The 22,438-nt window shown below is 48.3% G+C and carries 22 protein-coding genes and 1 tRNA gene; 15 read left to right on the top strand and 8 right to left on the bottom strand.

The features are described 5' to 3' along the window. Positions 1-14 precede the first annotated feature (14 nt). A complete protein-coding gene (locus IT233_00965; GenBank protein ID MCC7301188.1) occupies positions 15-230 on the bottom strand; it encodes a hypothetical protein in 216 nt (71 codons plus the stop codon). 155 nt (positions 231-385) lie between these two features. Between IT233_00965 and IT233_00960 the strand changes: the two genes are divergently transcribed. The 7 genes from IT233_00960 to IT233_00930 all read left to right on the top strand — a co-directional run bounded on the left by IT233_00960 (position 386) and on the right by IT233_00930 (position 6,980). Further along, positions 386-459, top strand: a tRNA-Asp gene (locus IT233_00960). A 141-nt stretch (positions 460-600) separates the two neighbouring features. Beyond that, entirely contained in the window at positions 601-1,167 is a 567-nt protein-coding gene (locus IT233_00955) for a DUF5004 domain-containing protein (protein MCC7301187.1), read from the top strand. 299 nt (positions 1,168-1,466) lie between these two features. Further along, positions 1,467-2,636, top strand: a complete 1,170-nt coding sequence (locus IT233_00950; protein ID MCC7301186.1) for a hypothetical protein — start codon at positions 1,467-1,469, stop codon at positions 2,634-2,636. A 45-nt stretch (positions 2,637-2,681) separates the two neighbouring features. Further along, on the top strand, positions 2,682-3,056 hold the full coding sequence (locus tag IT233_00945) for a hypothetical protein (GenBank protein MCC7301185.1): 375 nt from the start codon (positions 2,682-2,684) through the stop codon (positions 3,054-3,056). Positions 3,057-3,176: 120 nt separating this feature from the next. Further along, entirely contained in the window at positions 3,177-4,019 is an 843-nt protein-coding gene (gene gldN / locus IT233_00940; protein ID MCC7301184.1) for a gliding motility protein GldN, read from the top strand. Between the two features lie 15 nt (positions 4,020-4,034). Further along, positions 4,035-5,045, top strand: coding sequence for a metal-dependent hydrolase (locus IT233_00935; protein ID MCC7301183.1), 1,011 nt, complete (start codon positions 4,035-4,037; stop codon positions 5,043-5,045). Positions 5,046-5,066: 21 nt separating this feature from the next. Next, on the top strand, positions 5,067-6,980 hold the full coding sequence (locus IT233_00930; GenBank protein ID MCC7301182.1) for an ABC-F family ATP-binding cassette domain-containing protein: 1,914 nt from the start codon (positions 5,067-5,069) through the stop codon (positions 6,978-6,980). A gap of 47 nt (positions 6,981-7,027) precedes the next feature. On the opposite strand, the gene IT233_00925 is transcribed toward IT233_00930, so the two are convergent. From IT233_00925 to IT233_00915, 3 genes are all read right to left on the bottom strand, one after another. Beyond that, entirely contained in the window at positions 7,028-8,770 is a 1,743-nt protein-coding gene (locus IT233_00925) for a PKD domain-containing protein (GenBank protein MCC7301181.1), read from the bottom strand. A gap of 114 nt (positions 8,771-8,884) precedes the next feature. Then, positions 8,885-9,451: a DNA-3-methyladenine glycosylase I gene (locus tag IT233_00920; GenBank protein ID MCC7301180.1), complete on the bottom strand. Its 567-nt coding sequence runs from the start codon at positions 9,449-9,451 to the stop codon at positions 8,885-8,887. Between the two features lies 1 nt (position 9,452). Further along, positions 9,453-10,307 carry a ChaN family lipoprotein gene (locus IT233_00915; GenBank protein ID MCC7301179.1) on the bottom strand — a complete coding sequence of 285 codons (855 nt, stop codon included), beginning with the start codon at positions 10,305-10,307 and terminating at the stop codon, positions 9,453-9,455. Between the two features lie 182 nt (positions 10,308-10,489). On the opposite strand from IT233_00915, the gene IT233_00910 reads away from it, so the two are divergent. From IT233_00910 to IT233_00875, 8 genes are read left to right on the top strand one after another with little or no spacing between them, the layout of a single operon-like run. Beyond that, entirely contained in the window at positions 10,490-11,347 is an 858-nt protein-coding gene (locus IT233_00910) for an ATP phosphoribosyltransferase (protein MCC7301178.1), read from the top strand. 25 nt (positions 11,348-11,372) lie between these two features. Then, positions 11,373-12,671 carry a histidinol dehydrogenase gene (hisD, locus tag IT233_00905; GenBank protein ID MCC7301177.1) on the top strand — a complete coding sequence of 433 codons (1,299 nt, stop codon included), beginning with the start codon at positions 11,373-11,375 and terminating at the stop codon, positions 12,669-12,671. Then, on the top strand, positions 12,668-13,723 hold the full coding sequence (gene hisC / locus IT233_00900; protein MCC7301176.1) for a histidinol-phosphate transaminase: 1,056 nt from the start codon (positions 12,668-12,670) through the stop codon (positions 13,721-13,723). The genes hisD and hisC overlap by 4 nt, the downstream gene beginning before the upstream one ends. Positions 13,724-13,725: 2 nt before the next feature. Continuing rightward, complete coding sequence (gene hisB, locus IT233_00895) at positions 13,726-14,832, top strand: bifunctional histidinol-phosphatase/imidazoleglycerol-phosphate dehydratase HisB (protein ID MCC7301175.1); 1,107 nt, start codon at positions 13,726-13,728, stop codon at positions 14,830-14,832. Beyond that, positions 14,832-15,419: an imidazole glycerol phosphate synthase subunit HisH gene (hisH, locus tag IT233_00890; GenBank protein ID MCC7301174.1), complete on the top strand. Its 588-nt coding sequence runs from the start codon at positions 14,832-14,834 to the stop codon at positions 15,417-15,419. The genes hisB and hisH overlap by 1 nt, the downstream gene beginning before the upstream one ends. Further along, on the top strand, positions 15,416-16,141 hold the full coding sequence (gene hisA, locus IT233_00885; protein ID MCC7301173.1) for a 1-(5-phosphoribosyl)-5-[(5-phosphoribosylamino)methylideneamino]imidazole-4-carboxamide isomerase: 726 nt from the start codon (positions 15,416-15,418) through the stop codon (positions 16,139-16,141). The genes hisH and hisA overlap by 4 nt, the downstream gene beginning before the upstream one ends. 14 nt (positions 16,142-16,155) lie before the next feature. After that, positions 16,156-16,914 carry an imidazole glycerol phosphate synthase subunit HisF gene (gene hisF, locus IT233_00880; protein MCC7301172.1) on the top strand — a complete coding sequence of 253 codons (759 nt, stop codon included), beginning with the start codon at positions 16,156-16,158 and terminating at the stop codon, positions 16,912-16,914. Between the two features lie 10 nt (positions 16,915-16,924). Continuing rightward, positions 16,925-17,512: a bifunctional phosphoribosyl-AMP cyclohydrolase/phosphoribosyl-ATP diphosphatase HisIE gene (locus IT233_00875; protein MCC7301171.1), complete on the top strand. Its 588-nt coding sequence runs from the start codon at positions 16,925-16,927 to the stop codon at positions 17,510-17,512. A gap of 7 nt (positions 17,513-17,519) precedes the next feature. Here the strand turns inward: IT233_00875 and IT233_00870 are convergent, their stop codons facing one another. Genes IT233_00870 through purE form a run of 4 tightly spaced genes read right to left on the bottom strand, consistent with a single transcriptional unit; the run spans position 17,520 to position 22,321 of the window. Continuing rightward, positions 17,520-18,854, bottom strand: coding sequence for an MATE family efflux transporter (locus IT233_00870; protein ID MCC7301170.1), 1,335 nt, complete (start codon positions 18,852-18,854; stop codon positions 17,520-17,522). 12 nt (positions 18,855-18,866) lie between these two features. Next, positions 18,867-20,981 carry a hypothetical protein gene (locus IT233_00865; protein MCC7301169.1) on the bottom strand — a complete coding sequence of 705 codons (2,115 nt, stop codon included), beginning with the start codon at positions 20,979-20,981 and terminating at the stop codon, positions 18,867-18,869. Continuing rightward, positions 20,978-21,790, bottom strand: coding sequence for a hypothetical protein (locus IT233_00860; GenBank protein ID MCC7301168.1), 813 nt, complete (start codon positions 21,788-21,790; stop codon positions 20,978-20,980). Before IT233_00860 ends, IT233_00865 begins: the two co-directional genes overlap by 4 nt. A gap of 18 nt (positions 21,791-21,808) precedes the next feature. Continuing rightward, positions 21,809-22,321, bottom strand: a complete 513-nt coding sequence (purE, locus tag IT233_00855) for a 5-(carboxyamino)imidazole ribonucleotide mutase (GenBank protein MCC7301167.1) — start codon at positions 22,319-22,321, stop codon at positions 21,809-21,811. Positions 22,322-22,438: the final 117 nt, after the last annotated feature.

Here is a 22,438-nt window from a genome sequence, read left to right as displayed (position 1 = left end):
AGAAAGAGCCCTGGTTATTTTCTGACCGGGGCTTTTTCATTATAGCGAACACTCAACTTGCGGTAGGATTTTCTTTTATACCCTCCGTTACGATTGCGCTTATATTTGATCTCAACCTTTTTATATTCCCTTTTTCCGCGTTTTTCGCAGAGGCATATCTCCTCCCGGCAGGATGACAGAAGGAGCAGGCTCAGGGGAATTGTGAAAATCAGGTAAAATCTTAAATTCATGTAAATGAATTAGTTACGATCTAATGCGTAGTATCCTTCTGCTAATTTATAACAACTTTTCAACATTTCCTGAAAATTAGGGAGGCAGAATGCCTCTTCCCTGAAATTCAGGCTATTGAATTTTTCCTATTTTTGCATCCCTTTACGGGAATAACGGACCGGTAGTTCAGCTGGTTAGAATGCCGCCCTGTCACGGCGGAGGTCGCGGGTTCGAGTCCCGTCCGGTCCGCTTACACTGCAGATAACTCTTTGAGACTGAAAACTTCTCAGAGAGTTTTTTTTTGAACAGTGAATAAATAAGACCAGCATCATTTTTCTATAAACAGCCCTTGTAGTACCTTTGCGGCGCTAACACTTAAAACCTTATTAAATGAAAAAGAATTTTTTCCTGGTTATGCTCGCTATTGCTTCTGCGGTAACGTTCAATAGCTGTACAAAAAAGGGTGAGAATGATCCCTTCCTTTCACTGCGCTCCAGAAAGGCCCGCGTGGTTGGTGAATGGAAAATGACTGATTACAAGGCTACCGATACTGATGCAAGCGGTACAACTACCGTTACTTCGAATGGAAGTACCTATACCGTGACCAGCCCCTTCGGTAACATGAGCGGAACGATTTCATGGGAATACGCCTTTGATAAAGACGGTACCTACACCTACAGTTCTGTCGAAGACGGAAACTCTGAATCAGGAAAAGGTATGTGGAACTTCACTTCCGGCATCGGTGAGCTGAAGAGAAAGTCCCAGCTTACTACCTACGAAACTTCCAGCACGAATGCTGGGGGTACATCTACCTGGACTGGAAATTACGTTGACCGTGCCGTGGATCTGCTCGAACTGAGAAGCAAAAAGATGGTATGGTACTATAAGGTAACTTCCGTGAATTCTTCCGGACAAAGTTCTACTTACGAGGAAACCATTACCTGGGAGCCTAAATAAGGAACTTCAATGAACTGAAAACCCTGCTTTCTGAATGAAAGCAGGGTTTTTTTATGCAATTTTCTTTGGTGGAATTCTTGTTTGCCCATTCAGGATTCCCTGCTTTTTTCTACATCCGAATCCTTTGTTGCAAATTTTGCAATAAACGGACGGAGCGCCTTCCCACCCAACTCCCCATTTGCATTTTTTGCAACTGCCGGTTCGCATCACGCGGTAATCCGTTTTTATCTCCCACAGTTCAGGGATAAGTTTGTGGTGTGATTTCAACCAAAAAAACAATCAAACCAACAACTAAAACAATGAAAACAATCAGACAGATCATCTCCGGAGCGCTCATCGCCGCTTCCATTTTCTTCGGAGGGCTGGCCAACGCTCAAGCCTCCGGAAAACCCATCGCTGCCATTCTTGGTATTGATGCGAAGGGTGTAATCCACGACGGCACCGCGCTTTCGTATATGGTGCGACTGGAGGTAGAGAAAACGGGTATCTATGCAACAATGGATAAGTATGACATGAACGATATCCTGAGCAGAAACAATATTGATCCTAAAACCTGTATGGGTAAGACCTGCCTGGTAGGTGCAGGAAAGGCGCTCAAAGCAGATAAGGTGATCACCGGATCAGTGGAGCGGTTCGCAGAGAAAATTGTGATTACGCTGCGTGTAATTGATATAGCCACGGAAGGGGTGGAAAAAACCAACGCAACCGAATACCTGAATCTCCAGCCGGAGATGCAGAAAATGATTGAGATCTCTGTTAAACGCCTCTTAGGTCTAACACCAGATCAGAATATCGTGAACCTTTTGGTTGATTATGAGCAGCCGGTAACCAGCCCTAAAACCAGCCTTCGTCTGAATGGTCCGCGCATGGGTGCTTCTTACACATTTGGAGATAATGGATCCCGGATGACCGAATCTATTACTACCGGCGGCTTCGATATGTTCCCCGTTTCGTCGCAGTTCGGATGGCAGCAGGAGTTTCAGTATATGAGTGCAGGAAATTTCCAGGGGCTTATTGAAACCGTATGGATGATAGGCGGACTGGAGAATGGAAAAATGATTCCCTCGCTTACTTTGCTGAACGGATTCCGTGATGCTAAATCCGGATGGGAATTCGCCATCGGACCTTCTTTTCGTGTGGTTCAGAAAGCAAAAGGGTTCTATGATGAAAAAGGTTATTTCGGAGAGCCCGGACTCTGGTATCTCGAGCAGGATTATTCCGCTCTCGCCGGAACCGATAGTACCGGCATTATTGCTCCAATACAAAACCCCTATACCGTGATCAACCGTCTCGACAGCAGAGGTGATTATCAGGTATCCACCGGGCTCATTGTGGCAGTGGGTAAAACCATCCGTTCCGGTTACCTGAATATTCCGGTAAACGTATATGTGAGTCCGCGTAAGGAAGGAAGTATAGTTGGATTTTCTTTTGGATTCAATATTGCGAAAAAACAGAAAATCCAATATTGATCCTTCAATGCAGTAATCCGCTGAATCATTCTATAAACCATTCCTATGAACGCGATCGTATATTTAATCCTCCTTGTGGCGGTAATGCTCGTGATACCGATCACAAAAAGCAATCTGTCAGCCGCCCCTAAAAGGGTGAGCAAGACCAGTCATGTGCAAACAGACTCAATCGCCATCAGGAATTCACAGAAGAAGTGGCCCTTATGGCAGCTGGGAATATGTACCATCATTGAAACGGACGGCAGTGAAATAAGGCGGGCGGTCATAAAAGAAATTCATGACTACTGGGTGGTGTATGAGAAGGAAGGGAGTCTGCACGATATTATGATTGAGAAGATCGGCCGGATTCAATTGGGATCCGATAAAGCATGTTCGGTATTCTTTGATTCTATAGGAAAACCCTACATCTGGTATAACTGAGAAATTCCCTGCCGGACGGAGGTGCTGTCATTGATGAGCGTGACACTCCCCGCTCGTGCAGGGAAACCTTTTTCCAGACTTTTCGTTACACAGCGGTATCTGCATTTCAAACAGATGAGCATGAGGAATGAACTGATGTTGCTTAGTTGCTTGCTGGGATCTGCCGTTACCGCGCAAAATCCCACGATCATCCTGCCGGATCCCTGCCCGCCGGCGGATATAACTTACAAACCTCCAATTCCATATGCGTTTGTGCGTGAAGCCGATATAATGTGGTCGAAGAGAATCTGGAGAACCATTGATCTAAGGGAAAAGATTAACCAGCCGCTCTACTACCCCTTGGAACCCTCGCAGTGCCGGATGAGTTTGTTCGACGTGCTGAAAGAAGGAATCCGCAGCGGCCGGATCATTGCTTATGGCCGCCCGGCCATTGACGATGAGTTTCAGTACCCATTGACCATAGTTGAATTCAATGCTTTGGTTGACGAATTGGATTCTGTGATCACGCCTCGCTTGGACGGCTCAGGATGGGATACTGTTCCCGTGCTCAGAAGTATTACCTCGGCAGACGTAACCAGGTACTGGATCAAAGAGGAATGGTTTTTTGATAAGCAGCGAGGTGTGATGGATGTCCGGATCATCGCATTATGTCCGCTGGCCGAGAAAAAGGATCCGGAGACAGGCGAATTCCGTTCTTATCAGCCTCTTTTCTGGGTATGGTTTCCGGAATGCAGAGAATTATTCTCTACAAAACCGGTGTATTTTCACCGCGGAAACGCGGGAAGAATGCCCAGTCTGGATGAGGTCTTTCACAAGCGAATATTTTCATCGTACATACATAAGGAAAGTAACGTAGCAGATCGTTTTATTGTGGAATACATGAAGGGAATGGACGCCGTTCTGGAGGCCGAGCGAATCCGGCAGATGTTGTTCGAATTCGAGCACGATATGTGGCAGTACTGATGTACCTTTGCATCTGTGGATTCTCTTACACAGATTGTGCTGGGTGCCGCCTGCGGAGAGGCGGTGCTGGGAAGAAAAGCAGGCAATAAGGCTCTTTTGTGGGGAGCTATCGGAGGCACTATCCCGGACCTGGATGTTTTTCTGAACCCCTTTTTTCACCCGGTGGATGCTTTGTTCGTGCACAGGGGCTTCTCCCATAGTCTTCTGTTCGCCTTTCTGGTTGCACCGGTAATGGGAGGGCTCGTTGGCAGGCTGCATCGCCGGTTGGAAATTTCCTGGCGATCCTGGACCATGTTATTTTTCCTTTCCGTGTTCACCCACCCGCTACTGGATGCCCTTACAGGGTATGGTACCTCCTTGTTCTTACCCTTTCACGAGTACAGAGTGGATGTGAATTGTGTATTCATTATTGATCCTCTGTACACCTTGCCGTTCTTATTCTGCCTCATCATGGTGATGTGGTCCAACAGAGAAGAAAAGCAAAGAGAAAAATGGAACCGCAGGGGGTTGATATTAAGTACTGCATACCTGATTTTTACCTTTATCCACCAGCAATGGATACTTCGCAGAGCAGGAGAGGAACTGAAGCAACAGGGTATTAAATATTCAGAAACAAAAGCTTTTACCACACCCTTCAATTCGCTGCTCTATGGTGTGCTCGCGCGTACTGATTCGGGCTATTATGTCGGCTACCGGTCTATGTTTGACAGCGATCTTCCAATGGAGTTTTGCTTCCACCCATCCCGGGCACAACTTCTGGATCCGTGGACCAGGGATCCGCAGGTGAGTAAACTGATCCGGTTTACAAAGGGATGGTATCAGGTAGATACCATTGCGGATACACTGCTGGTTTCGGATCTCCGGTTCGGACAAACGTCCGGCTGGGCAGATCCCGGAGCTCCTTTTGTGTTCTCTATGAAAGTAATTCCACGGCCGGATGGTAGCGTGGAGATACGGAAAAACGACTGGCGTTCGGACCGGATGGCGGGCATCGCTACCATTCTGAACCGAATTAAAGGTAAATAGCGTATTTTTGCCCCCGTTTTTATGGTTTCGGTAAACAACGTATCGGTTCTGTTCGGCGGTGTGCCATTGTATGAGGATATTTCATTCCTCATTAATGAGCGCGACCGCATTGGTCTGGCGGGAAAAAACGGAGCTGGAAAGTCAACCATGCTCAAGATCCTCTGCGGACTCCAAAAACCGGATTCCGGCGAAGTAGCCAAGCCCAATGGATTCACCTTCGGGTACCTTCCCCAGGATATGAAGCACAATCTGGGCAAAACGGTGTTCGACGAGGCGATGTCGGCTTTCAGGGAAATACAAGAGATGGAGGAGCGGGAAAAATATATCAATGAACAGCTGACCACCCGAACCGATTATGAATCGGATGCCTACATGGCGCTCATCACTGAACTGCATGAGATCACTGAGCGTCTGAATATTGCCGGGGCTTACTCTAAAGATGCGGAAGTGGAAAAAACCTTACTCGGGCTTGGATTTGAACGGGAGGATTTCACCAGGCTCACCGATGAGTTCAGCGGCGGATGGAGAATGCGGGTGGAGATTGCTAAACTCCTTTTGCAGCGCCCGAATCTTTTACTCCTGGATGAACCTACAAACCATCTGGACATCGAGTCGATTCAATGGCTGGAGGATTTTCTACGCGATTATTACGGGGCCGTAGTCATGGTTTCTCACGATAAGGCGTTTCTGGATAATCTGACCAACCGGACCATTGAAATCTCGCTTGGAAAGATCCATGATTATAAGGCGAATTATTCCAAATACCTTGTTTTGAGAAAAGAGCGCAGGGCTACGCAGGAATCCGCTTTTAAAAATCAACAAAAATACATCGAGAAAACCGAGGCGCTGATCGACAAATACCGGGCGAAAGCCAATAAGGCATCTTTTGCTCAGTCGCTGATCAAGAAGCTCGACAAACTCGAGGAAATTGAAATAGATACTGACGATAGTACTGCTATTCGCTTTCGGTTTCCCCCGGCTCCCCGCTCCGGCCGGAATGTGGTAGAGGCGATCAGTGCACGTAAAGCGTTTGGAACGCGCGTTATTTTTGATAAGGTGGACTTTATGATTGAAAGAGGAGATCGGGTAGCGTTTGTGGGACGGAACGGAGAAGGAAAATCGACCATGGTGAAAATGATCGCAGGGGTGGATAGGGGAGAAGGACAGTTGAATATTGGTTCCAGCGTGAACATCGGGTACTATGCACAGAATGCAGCGGAAATTCTGGATGAAAATAAGACGGTCTTCGACACCATTGATGAAGTGGCCGTAGGCGATGCCCGCAGAGGTGTACGTAATCTGCTTGGCTCCTTCTTGTTTGGGGGAGATGACATTGATAAAAAGGTCAAGGTGCTCTCGGGCGGGGAAAAGGGCCGCTTAGCTATGTGTAAACTTTTACTTGAGCCTTATTCCTGTTTAGTGCTCGACGAACCTACCAACCACCTGGATATGCGTTCAAAGGAAGTACTGAAGAATGCACTGATGAACTATGATGGAACACTGATTGTTGTTTCTCATGACCGGGATTTTCTGACAGGCCTCACGAATAAGGTATTTGAATTCAAAGGCGGACGTGTTCAGCAATACATCGGTGATGTAAATGAGTACATTTCATCCCGGAAAATCCAGTCATTAAAAGATCTGGAATTGCAGCAGTCAGTGATCCGGAAAGCTCCGGCACCCAAAAAGGAAGTGGCGGAAACCGGCAATGAAAAGGAAGAGAAACAATTGAAATCCAGATTAAAGAAACTGGAGGAGGAAATAGCGCAGTCCGAGGCATTTATCCGGGATACTGAGCAAAAGCTTTCCGATGCCTCAACGTATCAGGAAGTGATGGAGAATAAGGAGATGTATGCCCGCTACGAGCAGACTAAGAGCAAGGTCAGTCAACTCATGGAGGAATGGGAAGATATTTCCCGTAGGATAGAGCAATAAAAAAACCTCTCCGGCCGGGAGAGGTTTTTTTATTGACTGTTCCCAGTTTATTTCACAAACTTCTTGAACACAGAAGTGCTTTCTGCACGAATCTCGGTAAAGTAAACTCCATTCGCCAGGTGAGAGGCCGGAATGGTGATTTGAGCTCCGGGAGTGATGTCGAATACTCCATTGAAAACAACTTGTCCGGAAGCATTCATGAAAAGCAAAGTGATCCTTCCTTCAAATCCGTTCGTTCCGTTATTCAGAAGAATGTTACCGGTATTTACATCATAGTGAATGCCGGCCTCTTCCGAAAGCATCTCCTCCACGTTGGTACAGTTCTGAACGTTAATGACCACAGAAAATGAATTATCTGTTCCGCAGGAATTTGAAGCACTTAGTGTAGCAGTATATGTTCCGGGCGTGGGGTAGGTGATAGTAGGTACCTGCTGCGTTGAGCTCGAAGGACTTCCGCCGGTGAATGTCCAGGCGTAAGTAGTTACGTTCATACTGCCGCTGGCATTGAAAGTAACCGACCCTCCGTCGCAGATTGTTGTTGTGGTTGTGGTAACAGAAGCCACGGGCAGGGGTGTTACATTCACCAGAGAGGTTCCTGTTGCCGTGCATCCGTTCGAACTGGTTCCTGTTACTGTATAAGTAGTGGTAATAGTCGGGCTGGCATTTACCGAAAGCCCGGTTGTGGCGCTGAGTGAACTGGCAGGAGCCCAGGCATAACTGTTTCCTCCTCCTGCTGTAAGTTGGGTGGTGGTGTTAATACAAATCGTAGTAGTTGGAGGATTAATGGTGATGGTTGGGGTTTGTTGTACCAGAATACTGGCCTGCATGGAATCCAGTGTAGGACATCCGCCTCCAAGTACATACAATTTTGTGGTATAAGTTCCTGCCGTATTGTACTGAATACTGGCGGTTTGTGTGGTGGCGCTGGTTGGAGTTCCGCCCTGAAAGTTCCATAGAAGCTGGGAATAGGGCAGGGAAGGTGCAGCATCATAGTTCACATACGACCCCGTGCAGGTGTTTGGAATGGGATTGGGAGTGAAGCCCACCAGGGTTTGCTGACTGGTAATGTATGGGAATATAAAGAGTGAAATGTCCAGTGCCCAGCTATTCGGTGTGTTATACCTGTACCAGGAATTGTCGCTCTGCTTTTCCCACACCATGGAAGGTGAGGTATTGGGCGTGCTGTTACTTACAATGGAAAGAGTGTCCTTGGGAAGTGAAGACCAGGTGAGTCCTGTCAGATCTACACTGATAAAAAACATTTTTGATGCGGGAAGATTCACAGCGGTCTGAAATTCCACCTCCGTGTAGTAGTTGTTCTGTACATCATACATGATTTGACCCATTGTGCGTGTAGCTGTAGCTATCTGAGCACCTACCACACTTCCTGTTCCGTCGTAAACGCGGAAAGTAACAATTTTGGAAGGGTTGGCTGACCATGCTCTTCCGAACTGAAGGAAGAACCCGTGCAGTTTGGTAAACGTGCTGGTGGAAGCATTGAACAGTTGCGCCTTTTCTTTATCGGCATACAGGTTGGGTCCGTTGATCCACCCATCCGCAAAGTTGCCGGTATAATAATTCACCGGCGGGAGCCAGCTGGGGGCAATCGGCCAGTTCAGGGTATCGCAGGTAGCTGCGGTGGGAACGTGTGCCGGATTGAATTTCGCCAGCGTGGAAGCGTTTTTGCTGGTCACCTGGCCTGCAGGAACGGATACCGGATTTTGTCGTGCATCCTGAGCTGCAACAAACAGTCCGGCGGTCAAGAACATAAGTGTAAAGAAATGTTTCATTGGATGGTTTTTGATTAGTTTTTTTTGCGGGCACAAAGATAGGTCAACTCCCTGCCTCCCACAATTGGTTTTCTACAGAATAAGAAGATTGTTGAAACCTTAAAATACAGGAAATCAGCGATTTCTGCGATAGCAGCTCAGCAGATGGTCATCAACAATTCCTACGGCCTGCATAAATGCATAGCAAATGGTGCTGCCGCGGAACTTAAAACCCCGCCTTCCCATGTCCTTACTCATTGCATCAGATAGGGTGGTGGAGGCGGGAATCTCACTGAGTTTACGGAAGTGATTCTTCTGTGTTTTTCCTCCCGTGAATTGCCATATGTATTTATCAAAGCTCCCGAATTCCTTCTGCACTTCAAGGAAACGGGCAGCATTGTTCACCGCTGCCTCTATTTTGAGCCGGTTCCGGATAATGCCTGCATCCTGCAGGAGCCTTGTTTTTTTCTTCGCATCATATCTGGCTACTTTCTTCGGATCAAAGCCGCTGAAGGCTTTTCTGAAATTTTCCCGCTTCTTCAGAACCGTGAGCCAGCTTAGTCCGGCCTGAAAGCTTTCCAAAACCAGGAATTCAAACAGTATACGGTCGTCATGCACCGGACGACCCCATTCTTTATCATGGTACTCCATGTAAAGCGGATCCCTGAGACACCAGGCGCAACGGTTTTTTTCTTTTTTCATTTCAATGGGTACGGGTCATGTTTTCAGGCGTCACCAGAACAAAATCGCCCAGTTTCTCATTTTCCTTCTCCAGAACGGCGAGAGACTTCTGCATTGCCGATGATATTACCACGATCTTAAGGTCGGGCTTTTCCTGCTTCAGGTACCAGCAGATGCTTTCATGGTAGTTGGAATGATAGCTGCCGTTGAAGTGAAGGAAAAGTTTTCCCTTTGACCAGTTTTTCAGAATGAAATGGGCCATGGTGGCATCTTTGATCGCTTGTGATTTGGGAAGGTTATCTCCTCCATGCCCGCCTGCGTTCGCCACAATGTCTTTATAGCATTTGAGATCGCCGTTGTATTTCATTGGAAGCGGCACCATCCACTGCTTCGCTCCGGGTTCCAGGCTGTCTAACGCGGAGAGTCCTTTGGTGTATACCAGGTTGGCATACCTTCTGGGAATATTGGTTGCGATGAATTGTAGTTTATATGTTTTTGCAAAATCCAAAAGGGGTTTGTAATCTGTTTTGTGGTTCGGCCATAATTTGCATTCATCTTTAAAGGTTTTTTCGGAAATCTTTCCGGTCAGGTACTCATTCACTACCAGCTGATCGTCCGATTCAAGCATTTCCGCACCCATCAGCAGATTCGTTTTCTTTAGTTCGTGGAGATCTTTTGCCAGCTCATATTGCAACCAGTGATGGATGGGGTTATCATGCAGCTCCCCGAAAAAAACGATGTCAGCTTCTGCTGCCGCTTTCAGCACCGCCTCATATTTACTTTCCTTACCCGCCTGATCAAAGAATTTATAGGCTTCCTTACTTCCGGTGAATCCCAGGCCAATAGCAGCCAGAATGACATAGAGCGATTTTTTCATTTTTTATGATTTTGGCAAAGATACCGTGTATTTAAAAATATTCATATATTTGCCGCCGGATGAATAACCAATTCCACAATCACCATCACGCTTCTTATCCGAAAGGGTAGGCCGCAGGGTATTGTGCAAAATGATACAGGGCTTACCAGTGGTAAGCCCTTTTTTATTTAACACTTGTTCGTATGACAAAACTTAAGATCGCAGTACAGAAATCAGGTCGTTTATTCGACGACTCCCTCCGGATGCTCCGTGAATGTGGCATCGTGATCAATAATGGAATGAATAAACTAAAGGCAGAGGCTCATAACTTCCCTTTGGAAGTGTACTTCTTCCGCGACGATGATATCCCTCAGTATGTGCAGGACGGGGTGGCCGATATTGGAATCGTCGGCGAAAATGTGCTGGAAGAGAAGAAAAGGCGGGTGGAAAACGTACTTCCTCTGGGATTCGGCAGATGCCGCCTCTCGCTTGCGGTACCGAAGGAAATGGACTGGAAAGGAATACAGAGTATTAACGGCAAAAGGATTGCAACCAGTTATCCGGATCTGCTGAGCGATTTTTTGAAACGAAAAAGAGTGCGGGCAGACATTCATACAATCAGCGGATCTGTGGAGATTGCTCCCGGGATCGGATTATCGGATGCGATCTGTGATCTTGTAAGTTCAGGCAGTACGCTTTTTTCAAACGGCCTGAAGGAGGTGGAAACGGTAATGAAGTCACAGGCGATGCTGGTGGCGGGTAAATCACTGGGAAAGGAGAAAAGGGTACTGCTTTCCCGCCTCCTGTTCCGGATCAATGCACTCCGCCAGGCCGGGAACAACAAGTATATTCTGCTGAATGTGCCGGATAAAAAGCTGGATAAAATCTGCTCGATTCTTCCCGGCATGAAAAGCCCTACGATTCTTCCGTTGCACCGGAAGGGCTGGAGCTCTGTGCACAGTGTGGTTAAGGAGGATGATTTTTGGGAAATCATTGAACTGCTGAAGAAAAATGGCGCACAGGGTATCCTCGTTGTTCCTATAGAGAAAATGATCATATGAAATCACTACCTGAAAACAAAGGAAAATGCTAAGAACATTCGAGTGGAATAGTATGAGCAGGGAGGAAAAGCGCGCTTCGCTTTTACGACCTTCTTTGGGCGCGGAACCGGTGCGTGAAAGCGTTAACGAAATTCTGCGCCGGGTGAGAGCGGAGGGTGATAAGGCGTTGCGTGAGCTCACGTTGGAACTGGACGGATATTTTCCCCATGAGCTGGAAATACGGGTACCGGGAGCGGGTACAGTGAAACTTGATCCGGATTTGAAAAAAGCGATCGATCTTGCAGCAAAAAATATTAGCCGTTTTCACAAGTCGCAGTGTGAAAAGGAAAAAGCGGTAATGATTATGCCCGGCGTAAAAGCATGGAGGAAATCGGTTCCTGTAACAAGAGTCGGTTTATACATTCCCGGGGGAACTGCTCCTTTGTTCTCAACGGTACTCATGCTGGGAATTCCTGCACGGCTTGCGGGTTGCCGGGAGGTGGTGATATTCACTCCTCCGGGTAAAGATGGAAGTATACACCCGGCCATTCTGTACGCTGCGGCGAAGGCTGGTGTAAGAAAAATTGTCCGCTGCGGTGGCGCTCAGGCAGTGGCGGCTATGGCCTATGGAACCGAGACCATTCGCCCCTGCGACAAAATATTCGGGCCGGGGAACCGCTATGTAACGCTTGCAAAGCAGAGGGTGCTCTCGGAAGGGATAGCTGTTGATATGCCCGCTGGTCCTTCGGAAGTGGCAGTGTTGGCAGATACTTCCGCGAATGCTTCTTTTGTAGCAGCAGATCTTTTGTCACAGGCCGAACATGGTCCTGATTCACAGGTAATATTGGTTACGGATAATCGTCGTTTTGCCGAACAGGTTAACAGGGAACTGGAAGCTCAGTTGAAGAATTTACCGAGAGCATCCACTGCGCGTCGCTCACTAGCCGAAAGCAGGGCCATCCTGGTCCGGAGTATGCGGGAGGGAATGAACTGGATAAATGATTATGCTCCGGAGCACCTGATACTGGCATGCAGGAAAGCAAAGATGTATGCTTCCGGAGTTTGTAATGCCGGCTCTGTATTTATTGGAAATTATTCCTGTGAAAGTCTTGGCGATTATGCAACGGGTCCGAATCATACTCTTCCCACGAACGGATACGCCCGGGCATGGTCAGGGGTGTCGGTAGACAGTTTTGTGAAGAAGATTACTTTTCAGGAAGTGAGTCAGGCCGGCCTCGTTCGCCTGGGTCCTTCCGTTATCACTATGGCACGGGCGGAAGGACTTGAAGCGCATGCGGAGGCCGTACGAATCCGGCTAAAAGGAAGCAAAAAGGAAATGAAATGAATATAGACCTGCTGGTTCGGGAAAACATAAGGCAACTCAGGCCGTATTCTTCCGCAAGGGATGAGTTTAACGGTGAGGCTTCGGTTTTCCTGGATGCCAATGAAAACTGCCTCGGTGACCCTGAAGAAAAAGGGATGAACCGTTATCCCGACCCGTTTCAGCGGAAACTTAAAAACGCGCTCGCAAAACGGCTGAACGTTAGCCCTTCTCAGCTCTTCCTGGGAAATGGGTCAGATGAAGCCATTGATCTTCTTTTTCGCATTTTCTGTGATCCGGGTACGGATAAAGTGCTGCTTTTTCCGCCAACGTATGGGATGTATGCCGTAGCAGCTTCCATTAATGGTGTGGAAATTGTAAATCTGCCCTTGGGTCCTGATTTTACGTTTCCGGAAAAAGACTTTTCCCGTATGAAGGATCAGAGGCAATTGAAACTCGTATTCATTTGTTCTCCGAATAATCCCAGCGGAAACTGTTTTCCGGCTGAACAGATTCTGCGTGTGCTTGACACTTTTCCGGGTATAGTGGTGGTGGATGAGGCATATGTTCACTTTTCCGGCCAGCCGTCGCTGACCGGACTCATTGAGAAGTACCCTAATTTGGTTGTACTGCAAACATTCTCTAAAGCGATGGGTATGGCCGGAATTCGCTTAGGTATTGCTGTTGCCAGCAGGCAGGTGATCAGGTATTTCAACGCAGTTAAACCTCCCTACAACATCAGTACCCTTACCCAGAAAGCGGCACTGAATGCACTTGCAAATGAAACATGGACGGACAATGCGGTCAGGATCATCATCACCAACAGGAAATTACTGGCGGCAGCTCTTGAACAATGCAAGCTCGTGGAAAAAGTTTACCCCTCGGATGCGAACTTTCTACTGGTGAAGGTGAGGGATCCAAAAAAAATATACGCTTCGCTTCTCCGGGCTGGTGTGGTGGTGCGTGACAGGTCGGATGTGCCATTATGTGAGGGATGCCTCAGAATAACAATAGGAACGATGGAGCAAAACACCATCCTGCTGAACTTACTCAACACATTAACGCTTACAACATAACGATGAAAAAGATTTTATTTATTGACCGCGATGGAACACTGATATGGGAACCTCCGGATAACTTTCAGATTGACAGCCTGGATAAGCTGGAATTTATTCCGGGAGTTTTCACCTGGCTGGGAAAGATATGCCGCGAACTCGATTTCGAACTGGTCATGGTGACCAATCAGGATGGCCTCGGAACCGCCGCTTATCCGCAGGAAGCGTTTGACCTTGTGCAGGGGAAAATGATGAGAGCACTGGAAAGAGAGGGTATCCGTTTTTCTGAAGTTTGTGTGGACAAATCCTTTGAGAAGGAGAATCTTCCCACCCGGAAACCCAACACCGGAATGCTGAAAAAATATTTATCCGGCGATTATGATCTTGCATCTTCTGTAGTGATCGGCGACCGGATCACGGATGTTAAACTGGCGGTGAACCTGGGCAGTCGTGCCGTGCTGATCCGCAATTATGATGATCCGTCGGGATGGGAAAGTAAGATTGATCTTGTGGCAGGTAACTGGCAGGAGATTTATCATTACCTGGTGCGGGTGTGCCGTACGGTTGTACACGAGAGAAATACGAACGAAACAAAAATCCGTGTTGCACTTAATCTATCGGGGTCGGGCATTTCAGCTATCGATACCGGCTTGAATTTCTTTGACCACATGCTGGATCAGCTGGCCCGTCATGGAGGACTGGATCTCAGTATTACCGCAAAAGGTGATTTGCACATTGATGAACATCACACGATTGAAGATACCGGCATCGCGCTGGGTGAAGCCTTTGCGCAGGCATTGGGTAACAAACGGGGAATAGAACGCTACGGGTTTTATCTCCCGATGGATGATTGCCTCTCCTCGGTGGCAATCGACTTTGGAGGCAGAGCATGGATAGAATGGTCGGCTGAATTCAAACGGGAGAAGGTGGGCGATATGCCTGCCGAAATGTTCTATCACTTCTTTAAATCATTTTCGGATGCGGCACGGTGCAATCTTAATATCAAAGCGGAAGGAGACAACGAGCATCACAAGATAGAGTCCATATTCAAAGCGTTTGCAAAAGCAATAAAGATGGCGGTTACCCGCGACACCCGGGGAATACTGCCTACTACGAAAGGAATGATATAATGAAGACGGTGATTATTAAATACAATGCCGGAAATGTACAGTCTGTACAGTTCGCATTAAAGCGATTGGGCGCTGAAGCAGTTCTTTCGGATGACCCGGACGTGATCCGTGGTGCGGATAAAGTAATTTTTCCGGGGGTAGGTGAAGCGTCAGGTGCGATGCAGTATCTCAGGACCCGGGGACTGGACAAAGTGATTGTTTCTCTACGGCAACCGGTGCTGGGAATTTGTCTGGGTATGCAACTGATGGGAACATTTTCGGAAGAGGGCCATACGGCCTGTCTGGGTATTATTCCGGCCCGGGTGATTAAATTTTCGGGTGATCTGAAGGTGCCGCAGGTCGGTTGGAATAGAGCACAAAAAGTTCCCGGAAAAAGTCCGCTGTTCTCCGGCGTTCCGGATATGGCATATTATTATTTCGTGCACGGATATTATATGGAATTGTGCGGCCACACCGATGCAACCACAATGTATGGTATAAACTATTCCTCTGCAGTACACAGTACTAATTTTTTTGCAGTTCAGTTCCACCCGGAGCGGTCGGGGCGGGCCGGAGAACTGATCCTGAAAAATTTTCTCGCGCTATGATAGATCTTATTCCGGCCATTGATATAATTAACGGAGAGTGTGTGCGCCTGACGCAGGGAGATTTTTTGAGAAAAAAGGTCTACGCATCTGACCCGCTGGAGATCGCCTTGCGGTTTGAGAAAGCCGGAGTAAAACGTCTTCACCTGGTTGATCTGGACGGAGCCCGCAGCGGGAGTGTAAAGAATCTGGATGTCCTGCGCCGATTAGCTTCCGGCACCGGATTGAAAATTGATTTTAGCGGTGGTATTTCGGATGACAGTATTCTGAAGCAAGTGTTTGATGCGGGAGCGGCATGGGCGGGGATAGGTTCTCTCGCTATTCGCGACCCCAAAAAGGTAAAAGACTGGCTGCTTCGATTCGGGAAGGAGAAATTTCTGTTTGGGGCAGATGTGAAAAATGGCAGGATCGCGGTGAAAGGATGGACAGAGGATACATCATTGGATGTATATTCGTTTATTGAAATGTACATGGAAAGCGGAGTGCTTAGTTTTTTCTGCACGGATGTTACGGCAGACGGGATGATGCAGGGACCCTCTCTGGACCTTTACAGAAGCCTGCTGAAACGCTTTCCGGAAATGAAACTGATTGCCAGCGGGGGAGTGCGTGACCTGGAAGATATCAGGACACTGGAGGAAGCCGGATGTACAGGTGTGATTATCGGGAAAGCGTTGTATGAAGGAAAGATTTCAACAGGCCAACTCAAACGTGAAGGAAATAGCTGAAAATAGTAAGCACCATGTTAACGAAAAGAATCATACCCTGCCTGGATGTCAAAGACGGTAAAACCGTCAAAGGTGTCAGCTTTGAGAATTTACGGGAAGCGGGAGACGCTGTGGAGTTGGGAGCCCGTTATGTGAAGGAAGGTGCCGATGAACTGATATTTCTGGATATCACAGCAACAAACGAAAAGAGAAGAACACTGACGGAACTGGTCTCGCGGGTGGCGGAGGTGGTTAATATTCCTTTTACAGTGGGTGGGGGTGTAACATCGGTTGATGACGTTCACGCGCTGCTGGCTTGTGGTGCCGATAAAATATCTGTGAACAGCGCTGCCGTGCGCCGCCCTGAGCTCCTGACGGAGCTGGCTTCCCGGTTCGGATCTCAATGTGTTGTTCTGGCAGTGGATGCAAAAAAGGAGGAGAATGACTGGTATGTTTATCTGAACGGAGGACGCATGCGTACGGATCTCCGTGTAAGAGATTGGGTGAGGGAAGTCTGCAACCGGGGTGCGGGAGAAATACTTCTTACGTCAATGGATGCAGACGGAACCAGAAAAGGTTTTGACCTGGCGTTAACCTCTATGGTTTCCCATTCCGTTCCTGTTCCGGTTATTGCGTCCGGGGGGGCTGGTACGATCAGGGATTTTGAAAATGTTTTCAGGGAAGGTTGTGCAGATGCTGCGCTTGCGGCCAGTATTTTTCATTTCAGGGAAGTAGAGATTGCTGAACTCAAGAAATATTTAACAGACGTGAACATCCCGGTTCGTCCGGTTTAAATTACACACTATGGACTTCTTAAAAACAGGGGGCTTAATTCCGGCCATTATTCAGGACGCCGGCACCGGAAAGGTTCTTATGCTGGGCTACATGAATGAGGAAGCGCTGGAAAAGACAAAAGCAGACAAGCGGGTAACTTTCTACTCTCGATCTAAAAAACGCTTGTGGACGAAAGGGGAAGAAAGCGGAAATTTTCTGGAGCTGGTATCCTTAACCGAAGATTGCGACCAGGATACGTTGCTGATAAAGGTAAGACCGCAGGGTCCTGTTTGTCATACCGGTACTGACACCTGCTTCCGGGAAGTAAATACTTCCCCTGATTTTCTACTCCAGCTCGAAGCTGTTATTGCTTCACGGCGCAGCGGCACTGACAGCACTTCCTATACCGCATCCCTTTTCTCGAAGGGGATCAACAAGATCGCCCAGAAGGTAGGAGAGGAAGCAACGGAGCTGGTGATTGAAGCGAAGGACAACAACGATGCGCTGTTTTTGAATGAAGCAGCTGACTTGCTTTTTCATTACCTGATTTTACTTCAGGCGAAAGGGAAGAGACTGGACGATGTAATTCAGGTGCTGAAAGTACGACAGAAGAAATAAGTTTTGCCTATTGGTTCCGCTGCGCTTTTCCGCCTTCGGTCAGATGGTGAAAACGCCAGAACAGCAGAATGGCCGCCAGGGTAAGCCCGATGGATAATCCGTACCAGATACCGTGGATGCCCCATCCCAACTTAATTCCCATCCACCAGCTGCAGGGAATACCGATCAGCCAGTATGCTACCAGTGTGATTACGGTAGGTACTGTAACATCTTTCACGGCACGCAGTGCGCCAAGTCCAATGACCTGACTTCCGTCGGAGAGTTGGAAAACAGCAGCGATCACCAGGAGGGAAGCAGCCAGATCTGTAACGGCCGGGTCAGGGGAGAGAATGGCAGCAAGCATTTTTCCGCCCAATAAGAACAGAAGAGCGGCGCAACCCATCAGCGCTACGCCAAGATACCAGGCAGTAAATGCGGCGCGCCGGCTGAAGAGCGTGTCATTCAGTCCTACTCCGTTGGCCACCCGAACGGAAGCCGCTGCGCTGAGTCCGCTTGCGATCATATACGAGATGGCCGCCCATGAAAGTGCAATCTGGTGCGCCGCCATCTCTTTTACGCCGATCCATCCTACCATTACCGCGGCAAGGCTGAATGCGCCCACCTCAAAAAGCCACTGAAGGCCGGTGCCTGCGCCCAGGCGGAAGATTTTTAAGGAAAGCGAAAGAGAGAATAGACCCCCTTTCCCGTAAATGCTGTACGAGGGGTGATAGTAAACATACAGGTACATCCATGCGGCCATGATCACCCTCGAGGTAAAGGTTGCCCATGCTGAGCCCATCATTCCCATTGCGGGCATGCCGAGTTTTCCGAAAATGAAAATATAATTCAATGCGATATTCAAAAGGTTGGATACAACGGTAATAACCATGGCCATACGTGTATCGCTGAGGCCTTCCGCAAACTGCTTACATGCGGAGAACACACTCAACGGAATGAGTGAAAGCATCAGCACATTGAGAAATGGAATCGCCTTGTCTACCACCTCCGGCGGCTGGTTCATGTAACGAAGGAGTGGTGAGGCAGCCAGCAGCAGGCCGAATAACAAGCACCCCAGCAGAAGATTCTGAATAATGCCGTTTTTGAGCAGTGAGGCATTGAGCGCGTGATCTTGTTTAACATGCGCCTCTCCTGCCAGCGGTGTAATTCCGTAGGAAACGCCAATACCGAATACCAATGCCAGAATATACGGAGTGTTCGCCAGCAAAATAGCTGCCTGTTCTGTACTTCCGATCCTTCCTACGAAAGCAGTGTCGGCAACGGAAACGGCCATATGTCCGAAGTTGCTGATGCAGATCGGAACGGCAATTTTTACGGTTTCACGTATATGAGAAGTGATGTTCATAAACTCTCCTGCTTACCATTTCACCCGGAGCATCAGTCGCGCTTCAGATTTCGTGTTACCGCTGATTTGGGTCAGACTTCCTTCACTGATTATCTCCCGGTCCGAATACCAGGTCTGGGAAAAACGTCCGAGGATTTCAATGTAACGGCTCAGATCGCAGGAAATATTCAGGTACGTGCGGCTTCCGTTTCCATACAAGGCAGGAATGGAGAATGATCCGGGAAGGTCATTTTCATAGATATATACGCGGGTGTCGTAACTGTCCGTATCAAAAAGGGCGTATCGGGCGGCAACCGACCACCTGCTTCCAATGGGCTTCCATAAAACATCCTGCGCGATCACAAATCCGTTCTCTGATAAGGCCCGGGATGCGGACAGCAGCCGTATGAATTCAATACGTGTTTTAATGCTCAGCGAGCGGCTCAGCATGTGAACAAGATTCATACGGATATTCTCTTGTTGATGTCGTTCCGGGGCGTCCAGCGTTCCCGATGATTCGTCCTTCTCCGTTTCCCTGTGGCGGAAACGAATATATAATTCTGTCTTTTTTATGGGTTGCCAGCTGAATTGCGCGGTGATTTCATAACCGGCGGACGGGGCACTCACCTGGTATTTTAGCCAAGGGAAACGGAATTGGTCGTAGTAACCACTCAGACTCAGATCTTTTCGTAAACGAATGTTCACCCCCAGATAAACACCGGATTCGTTGGCCGCTGTACTGCTCTCCGACACAGGATTTGAAAAAACAGAATGATATCCGCGGGAATAATGCCGGTAAACTGCTGAAAAGGAAAAACGCGGATCGGCAACGGCAAGCATCCCGTGGACCATGGCAAACCCGCCGCTCTCGTTTGTTGCCATCTCTCCGAAGAAATTCATATTGCGGTGCACCCAGGAATAATCTGCCCCGGCACTCCAGGTTTGTGAGCCGTTAAAAGTGTACTGATTATACAGTGCAAGTTCCCGGCCGGAAGGGAGATCATAGGAGGTACTGACCCCTGTGATACCTGTTTTAAGCTTCTTTCCTGAATACCGGAGATTTCCTCCGAAAACTGTCTGGCGAAGTACCTTCCGGTCCGATAGTTCCGATAATGTACTGTGGTAACCACTTGTCTGGAGGGAAGAGAAAGAAAAATTATCTGCCGACATACTTGTATCCGCAACAATATTCGCGTCAACCTTTTTGGAGGAAATGAAAGTGGTCAGCTCCAGGGGACCGTGTCCCAGTGTGACCCCTGCACCTCTGAGAAACAGATTTTCGTCAGTTCCCGTGTGGGGCTTCAGGCCGGCGGCGTTGCGACGTACGCTGATGCCGTCAGGGTTTTTACCATACGCCATTCCGGACCATGCTACCAGCCCCTGTCCAAATCCTGCCTGAAAATCTCCTGCAGCCAGTGCCCGCAACCAGCCGGAAGTTCTGAAGAAGAAATGCGCGGAGTAAAAATCGAAACCGCGGTGAGAAAAATGCTTCAGACTGTCGCGGTAGAAGGCATAATCCGGTCCGTAACCGGGAAGGAAAACTTCGCCCGGGTCTTTTTCACCTGTGATACCCGCACTCACCCGGTTCGAAAATGTAAAACGGTACCGTGCATATAGTTTGTACGGATCGCCCGCGTAACGGGAATTCAGGGAGCCGGCAAGATCCAGTGAATCGACCGGCGAGAATCCTTTCTGTTTTTCAAGTACCCGGCTTCCCCGTAGGATGAACTCGTGTTTGCCATCGTATAGCACCGCCCGGGGGGTGTATGAAGGGCGGTTTATATTCTCCCCTGTAGTAATGAAAGGCAGCAGGGCATGAATGGTCATTTCATCCCACCCGTCTATGGATTGCAACTCATAGACAGATAATAATCGTCCGTGTTTAGCAATATGGGCACGAAGCATCTGGATCTGCAGGGAATTGATCAGTTGCAGATCTTCCAGTTCCTCGTCGGTGGCATAATTCAGATCCAGGGGTTCCGTCTGGTAACCTGTGAGCAACTGGATAAGTGAGGAATAATCTTCTTCTTCATTCCCATTCTGTTCGCTGAGTAGTTCCAGAAGAAATTCAATCCGTTGCGGGATGGTATCCTGCGCCGGTGAAAGTACTGCAGGAAGAAGAAAGAGAAACAGCAAGCAGGTTCTCACCGGAAATGATATTGCATGGAAAGATGAGGTGTAAAACCCAGCACCGGATGCCAGGCTCCCCCGGCATCAACAGAAAACGACGAAAGATGAATGCCTGTACCGAAAGTAACATGGTAAGGGTAGGTGGAAAAACCGGCACGAAGCGCTATTTCTTTCATCGGTTTATATTCCAGACCGAACCGCACATCGGCGGGATGGTAGGAGTTCTTCTCCACTTCCGCCGTGGCCAGTGCTTTATCAGACATTCTGTAGGTGAGACCTACGGAAAGAACGGAGGGTATTTTTTCGTTTTGCCATGTGTGAAGGGAGGCCCTTGTAGGATTGGCCAGGTGTGCTCCGAAAATAAAATGCTCATTCAAGATAGCTAATACACCCACCTCACCGGTAACCTGATGCCTTATCCCATAATTTTCACCTTGAGTAATCTGCAGATAGTTGAGCCGCATACCGGCAGAAAATTTTTTGCCGAACGACTTTGCATAACTCAGACCACCTGTTAGTTCGCCGTATAAAGTGTATCCAATGCGTGAAATATTCAGCGCGAATACACCTTGTTTCACGGGCAGAACGCCGCAAAACCCATAGGTTGCTGTTTCTTTGAGCAGAAAGTAATTGGTATAGCGAATGCCGAATCCTCCTTTGGTGAGCAGACCCAATGCTCCCTGGTTATGTTCTGAACTCCACAGATCACTGAGAGCTACGCCCGCGCCGCCTATGGCAGCAGACCGGCCGCCTCCTGTATGAAGATCTCCGCCCGGATAAACAGCACAGGAGATTAGAAGTGAAAGAATGAGGGCATTAATGCGCATATGCTCCGCAATTGCGGTTCAGCCCACCCGGTTTCTGAAGGTGTGCGATTTTAATTCTTCATTGGCCTTCAGAATCTTGCCCTTGAGTGTTTCCTTGAATTTTTTAATCTCCGCACGCAGGTCATCCCTGCCCGTGGCCAGCATCTGCACGGCCAGGATGCCTGCATTCTGAGCCCCGTCAAGTCCTACCGTAGCCACTGGAATTCCCGGAGGCATCTGCACAATGGAAAGAAGCGAATCCCACCCGTCAATGGAAATGGAGGACCGGCAGGGTACTCCGATGACAGGACAAGGCGTCAATGCAGCCACTACTCCCGGCAAATGGGCGGCGCCTCCTGCACCTGCAATAATCACTTTTATTCCTCTCCCGGATGCGTTCCTGGCAAATTCCATCACTTGCTCGGGAACCCGGTGCGCTGATAGTGCATTGATCTCAAAAGGAATATTGAACTGATCCAGGATCACTGCCGCTTCCTGCATCACCGGCATATCTGAGGTGGATCCCATAATAATACTTACCTCTGCTTTCATTCGCTTTTGTTTGGGATACAAAAGTAGGGGTTTTTCAAGGAGCAGAATCCACAACTTCTCAACATGGAGTTATCCTAATTACTTGAATAATAGGTGTTTATAAAGGATACGCATCCC

Source organism: Bacteroidia bacterium, assembly GCA_020852255.1.
Lineage (GTDB): Bacteria > Bacteroidota > Bacteroidia > JADZBD01 > JADZBD01 > JADZBD01.
Note: the sequence above shows the minus strand (reverse complement) of the source record. Positions and strands in the feature narration are given on the sequence as shown.

Excerpts from the sequence above, each read along its gene's own strand:
- IT233_00965 (MCC7301188.1), bottom strand. The coding sequence starts at position 230 with ATGAATTTAAGATTTTACCTGATTTTCACAATTCCCCTGAGCCTGCTC.
- IT233_00955 (MCC7301187.1), top strand. The coding sequence starts at position 601 with ATGAAAAAGAATTTTTTCCTGGTTATGCTCGCTATTGCTTCTGCGGTA.
- IT233_00950 (MCC7301186.1), top strand. The coding sequence starts at position 1,467 with ATGAAAACAATCAGACAGATCATCTCCGGAGCGCTCATCGCCGCTTCC.
- IT233_00945 (MCC7301185.1), top strand. The coding sequence starts at position 2,682 with ATGAACGCGATCGTATATTTAATCCTCCTTGTGGCGGTAATGCTCGTG.
- gldN (MCC7301184.1), top strand. The coding sequence starts at position 3,177 with ATGAGGAATGAACTGATGTTGCTTAGTTGCTTGCTGGGATCTGCCGTT.
- IT233_00930 (MCC7301182.1), top strand. The coding sequence starts at position 5,067 with ATGGTTTCGGTAAACAACGTATCGGTTCTGTTCGGCGGTGTGCCATTG.
- IT233_00925 (MCC7301181.1), bottom strand. The coding sequence starts at position 8,770 with ATGAAACATTTCTTTACACTTATGTTCTTGACCGCCGGACTGTTTGTT.
- IT233_00920 (MCC7301180.1), bottom strand. The coding sequence starts at position 9,451 with ATGAAAAAAGAAAAAAACCGTTGCGCCTGGTGTCTCAGGGATCCGCTT.
- IT233_00915 (MCC7301179.1), bottom strand. The coding sequence starts at position 10,307 with ATGAAAAAATCGCTCTATGTCATTCTGGCTGCTATTGGCCTGGGATTC.
- IT233_00910 (MCC7301178.1), top strand. The coding sequence starts at position 10,490 with ATGACAAAACTTAAGATCGCAGTACAGAAATCAGGTCGTTTATTCGAC.
- hisD (MCC7301177.1), top strand. The coding sequence starts at position 11,373 with ATGCTAAGAACATTCGAGTGGAATAGTATGAGCAGGGAGGAAAAGCGC.
- hisC (MCC7301176.1), top strand. The coding sequence starts at position 12,668 with ATGAATATAGACCTGCTGGTTCGGGAAAACATAAGGCAACTCAGGCCG.
- hisB (MCC7301175.1), top strand. The coding sequence starts at position 13,726 with ATGAAAAAGATTTTATTTATTGACCGCGATGGAACACTGATATGGGAA.
- hisH (MCC7301174.1), top strand. The coding sequence starts at position 14,832 with ATGAAGACGGTGATTATTAAATACAATGCCGGAAATGTACAGTCTGTA.
- hisA (MCC7301173.1), top strand. The coding sequence starts at position 15,416 with ATGATAGATCTTATTCCGGCCATTGATATAATTAACGGAGAGTGTGTG.
- hisF (MCC7301172.1), top strand. The coding sequence starts at position 16,156 with ATGTTAACGAAAAGAATCATACCCTGCCTGGATGTCAAAGACGGTAAA.
- IT233_00875 (MCC7301171.1), top strand. The coding sequence starts at position 16,925 with ATGGACTTCTTAAAAACAGGGGGCTTAATTCCGGCCATTATTCAGGAC.
- IT233_00870 (MCC7301170.1), bottom strand. The coding sequence starts at position 18,854 with ATGAACATCACTTCTCATATACGTGAAACCGTAAAAATTGCCGTTCCG.
- IT233_00860 (MCC7301168.1), bottom strand. The coding sequence starts at position 21,790 with ATGCGCATTAATGCCCTCATTCTTTCACTTCTAATCTCCTGTGCTGTT.
- purE (MCC7301167.1), bottom strand. The coding sequence starts at position 22,321 with ATGAAAGCAGAGGTAAGTATTATTATGGGATCCACCTCAGATATGCCG.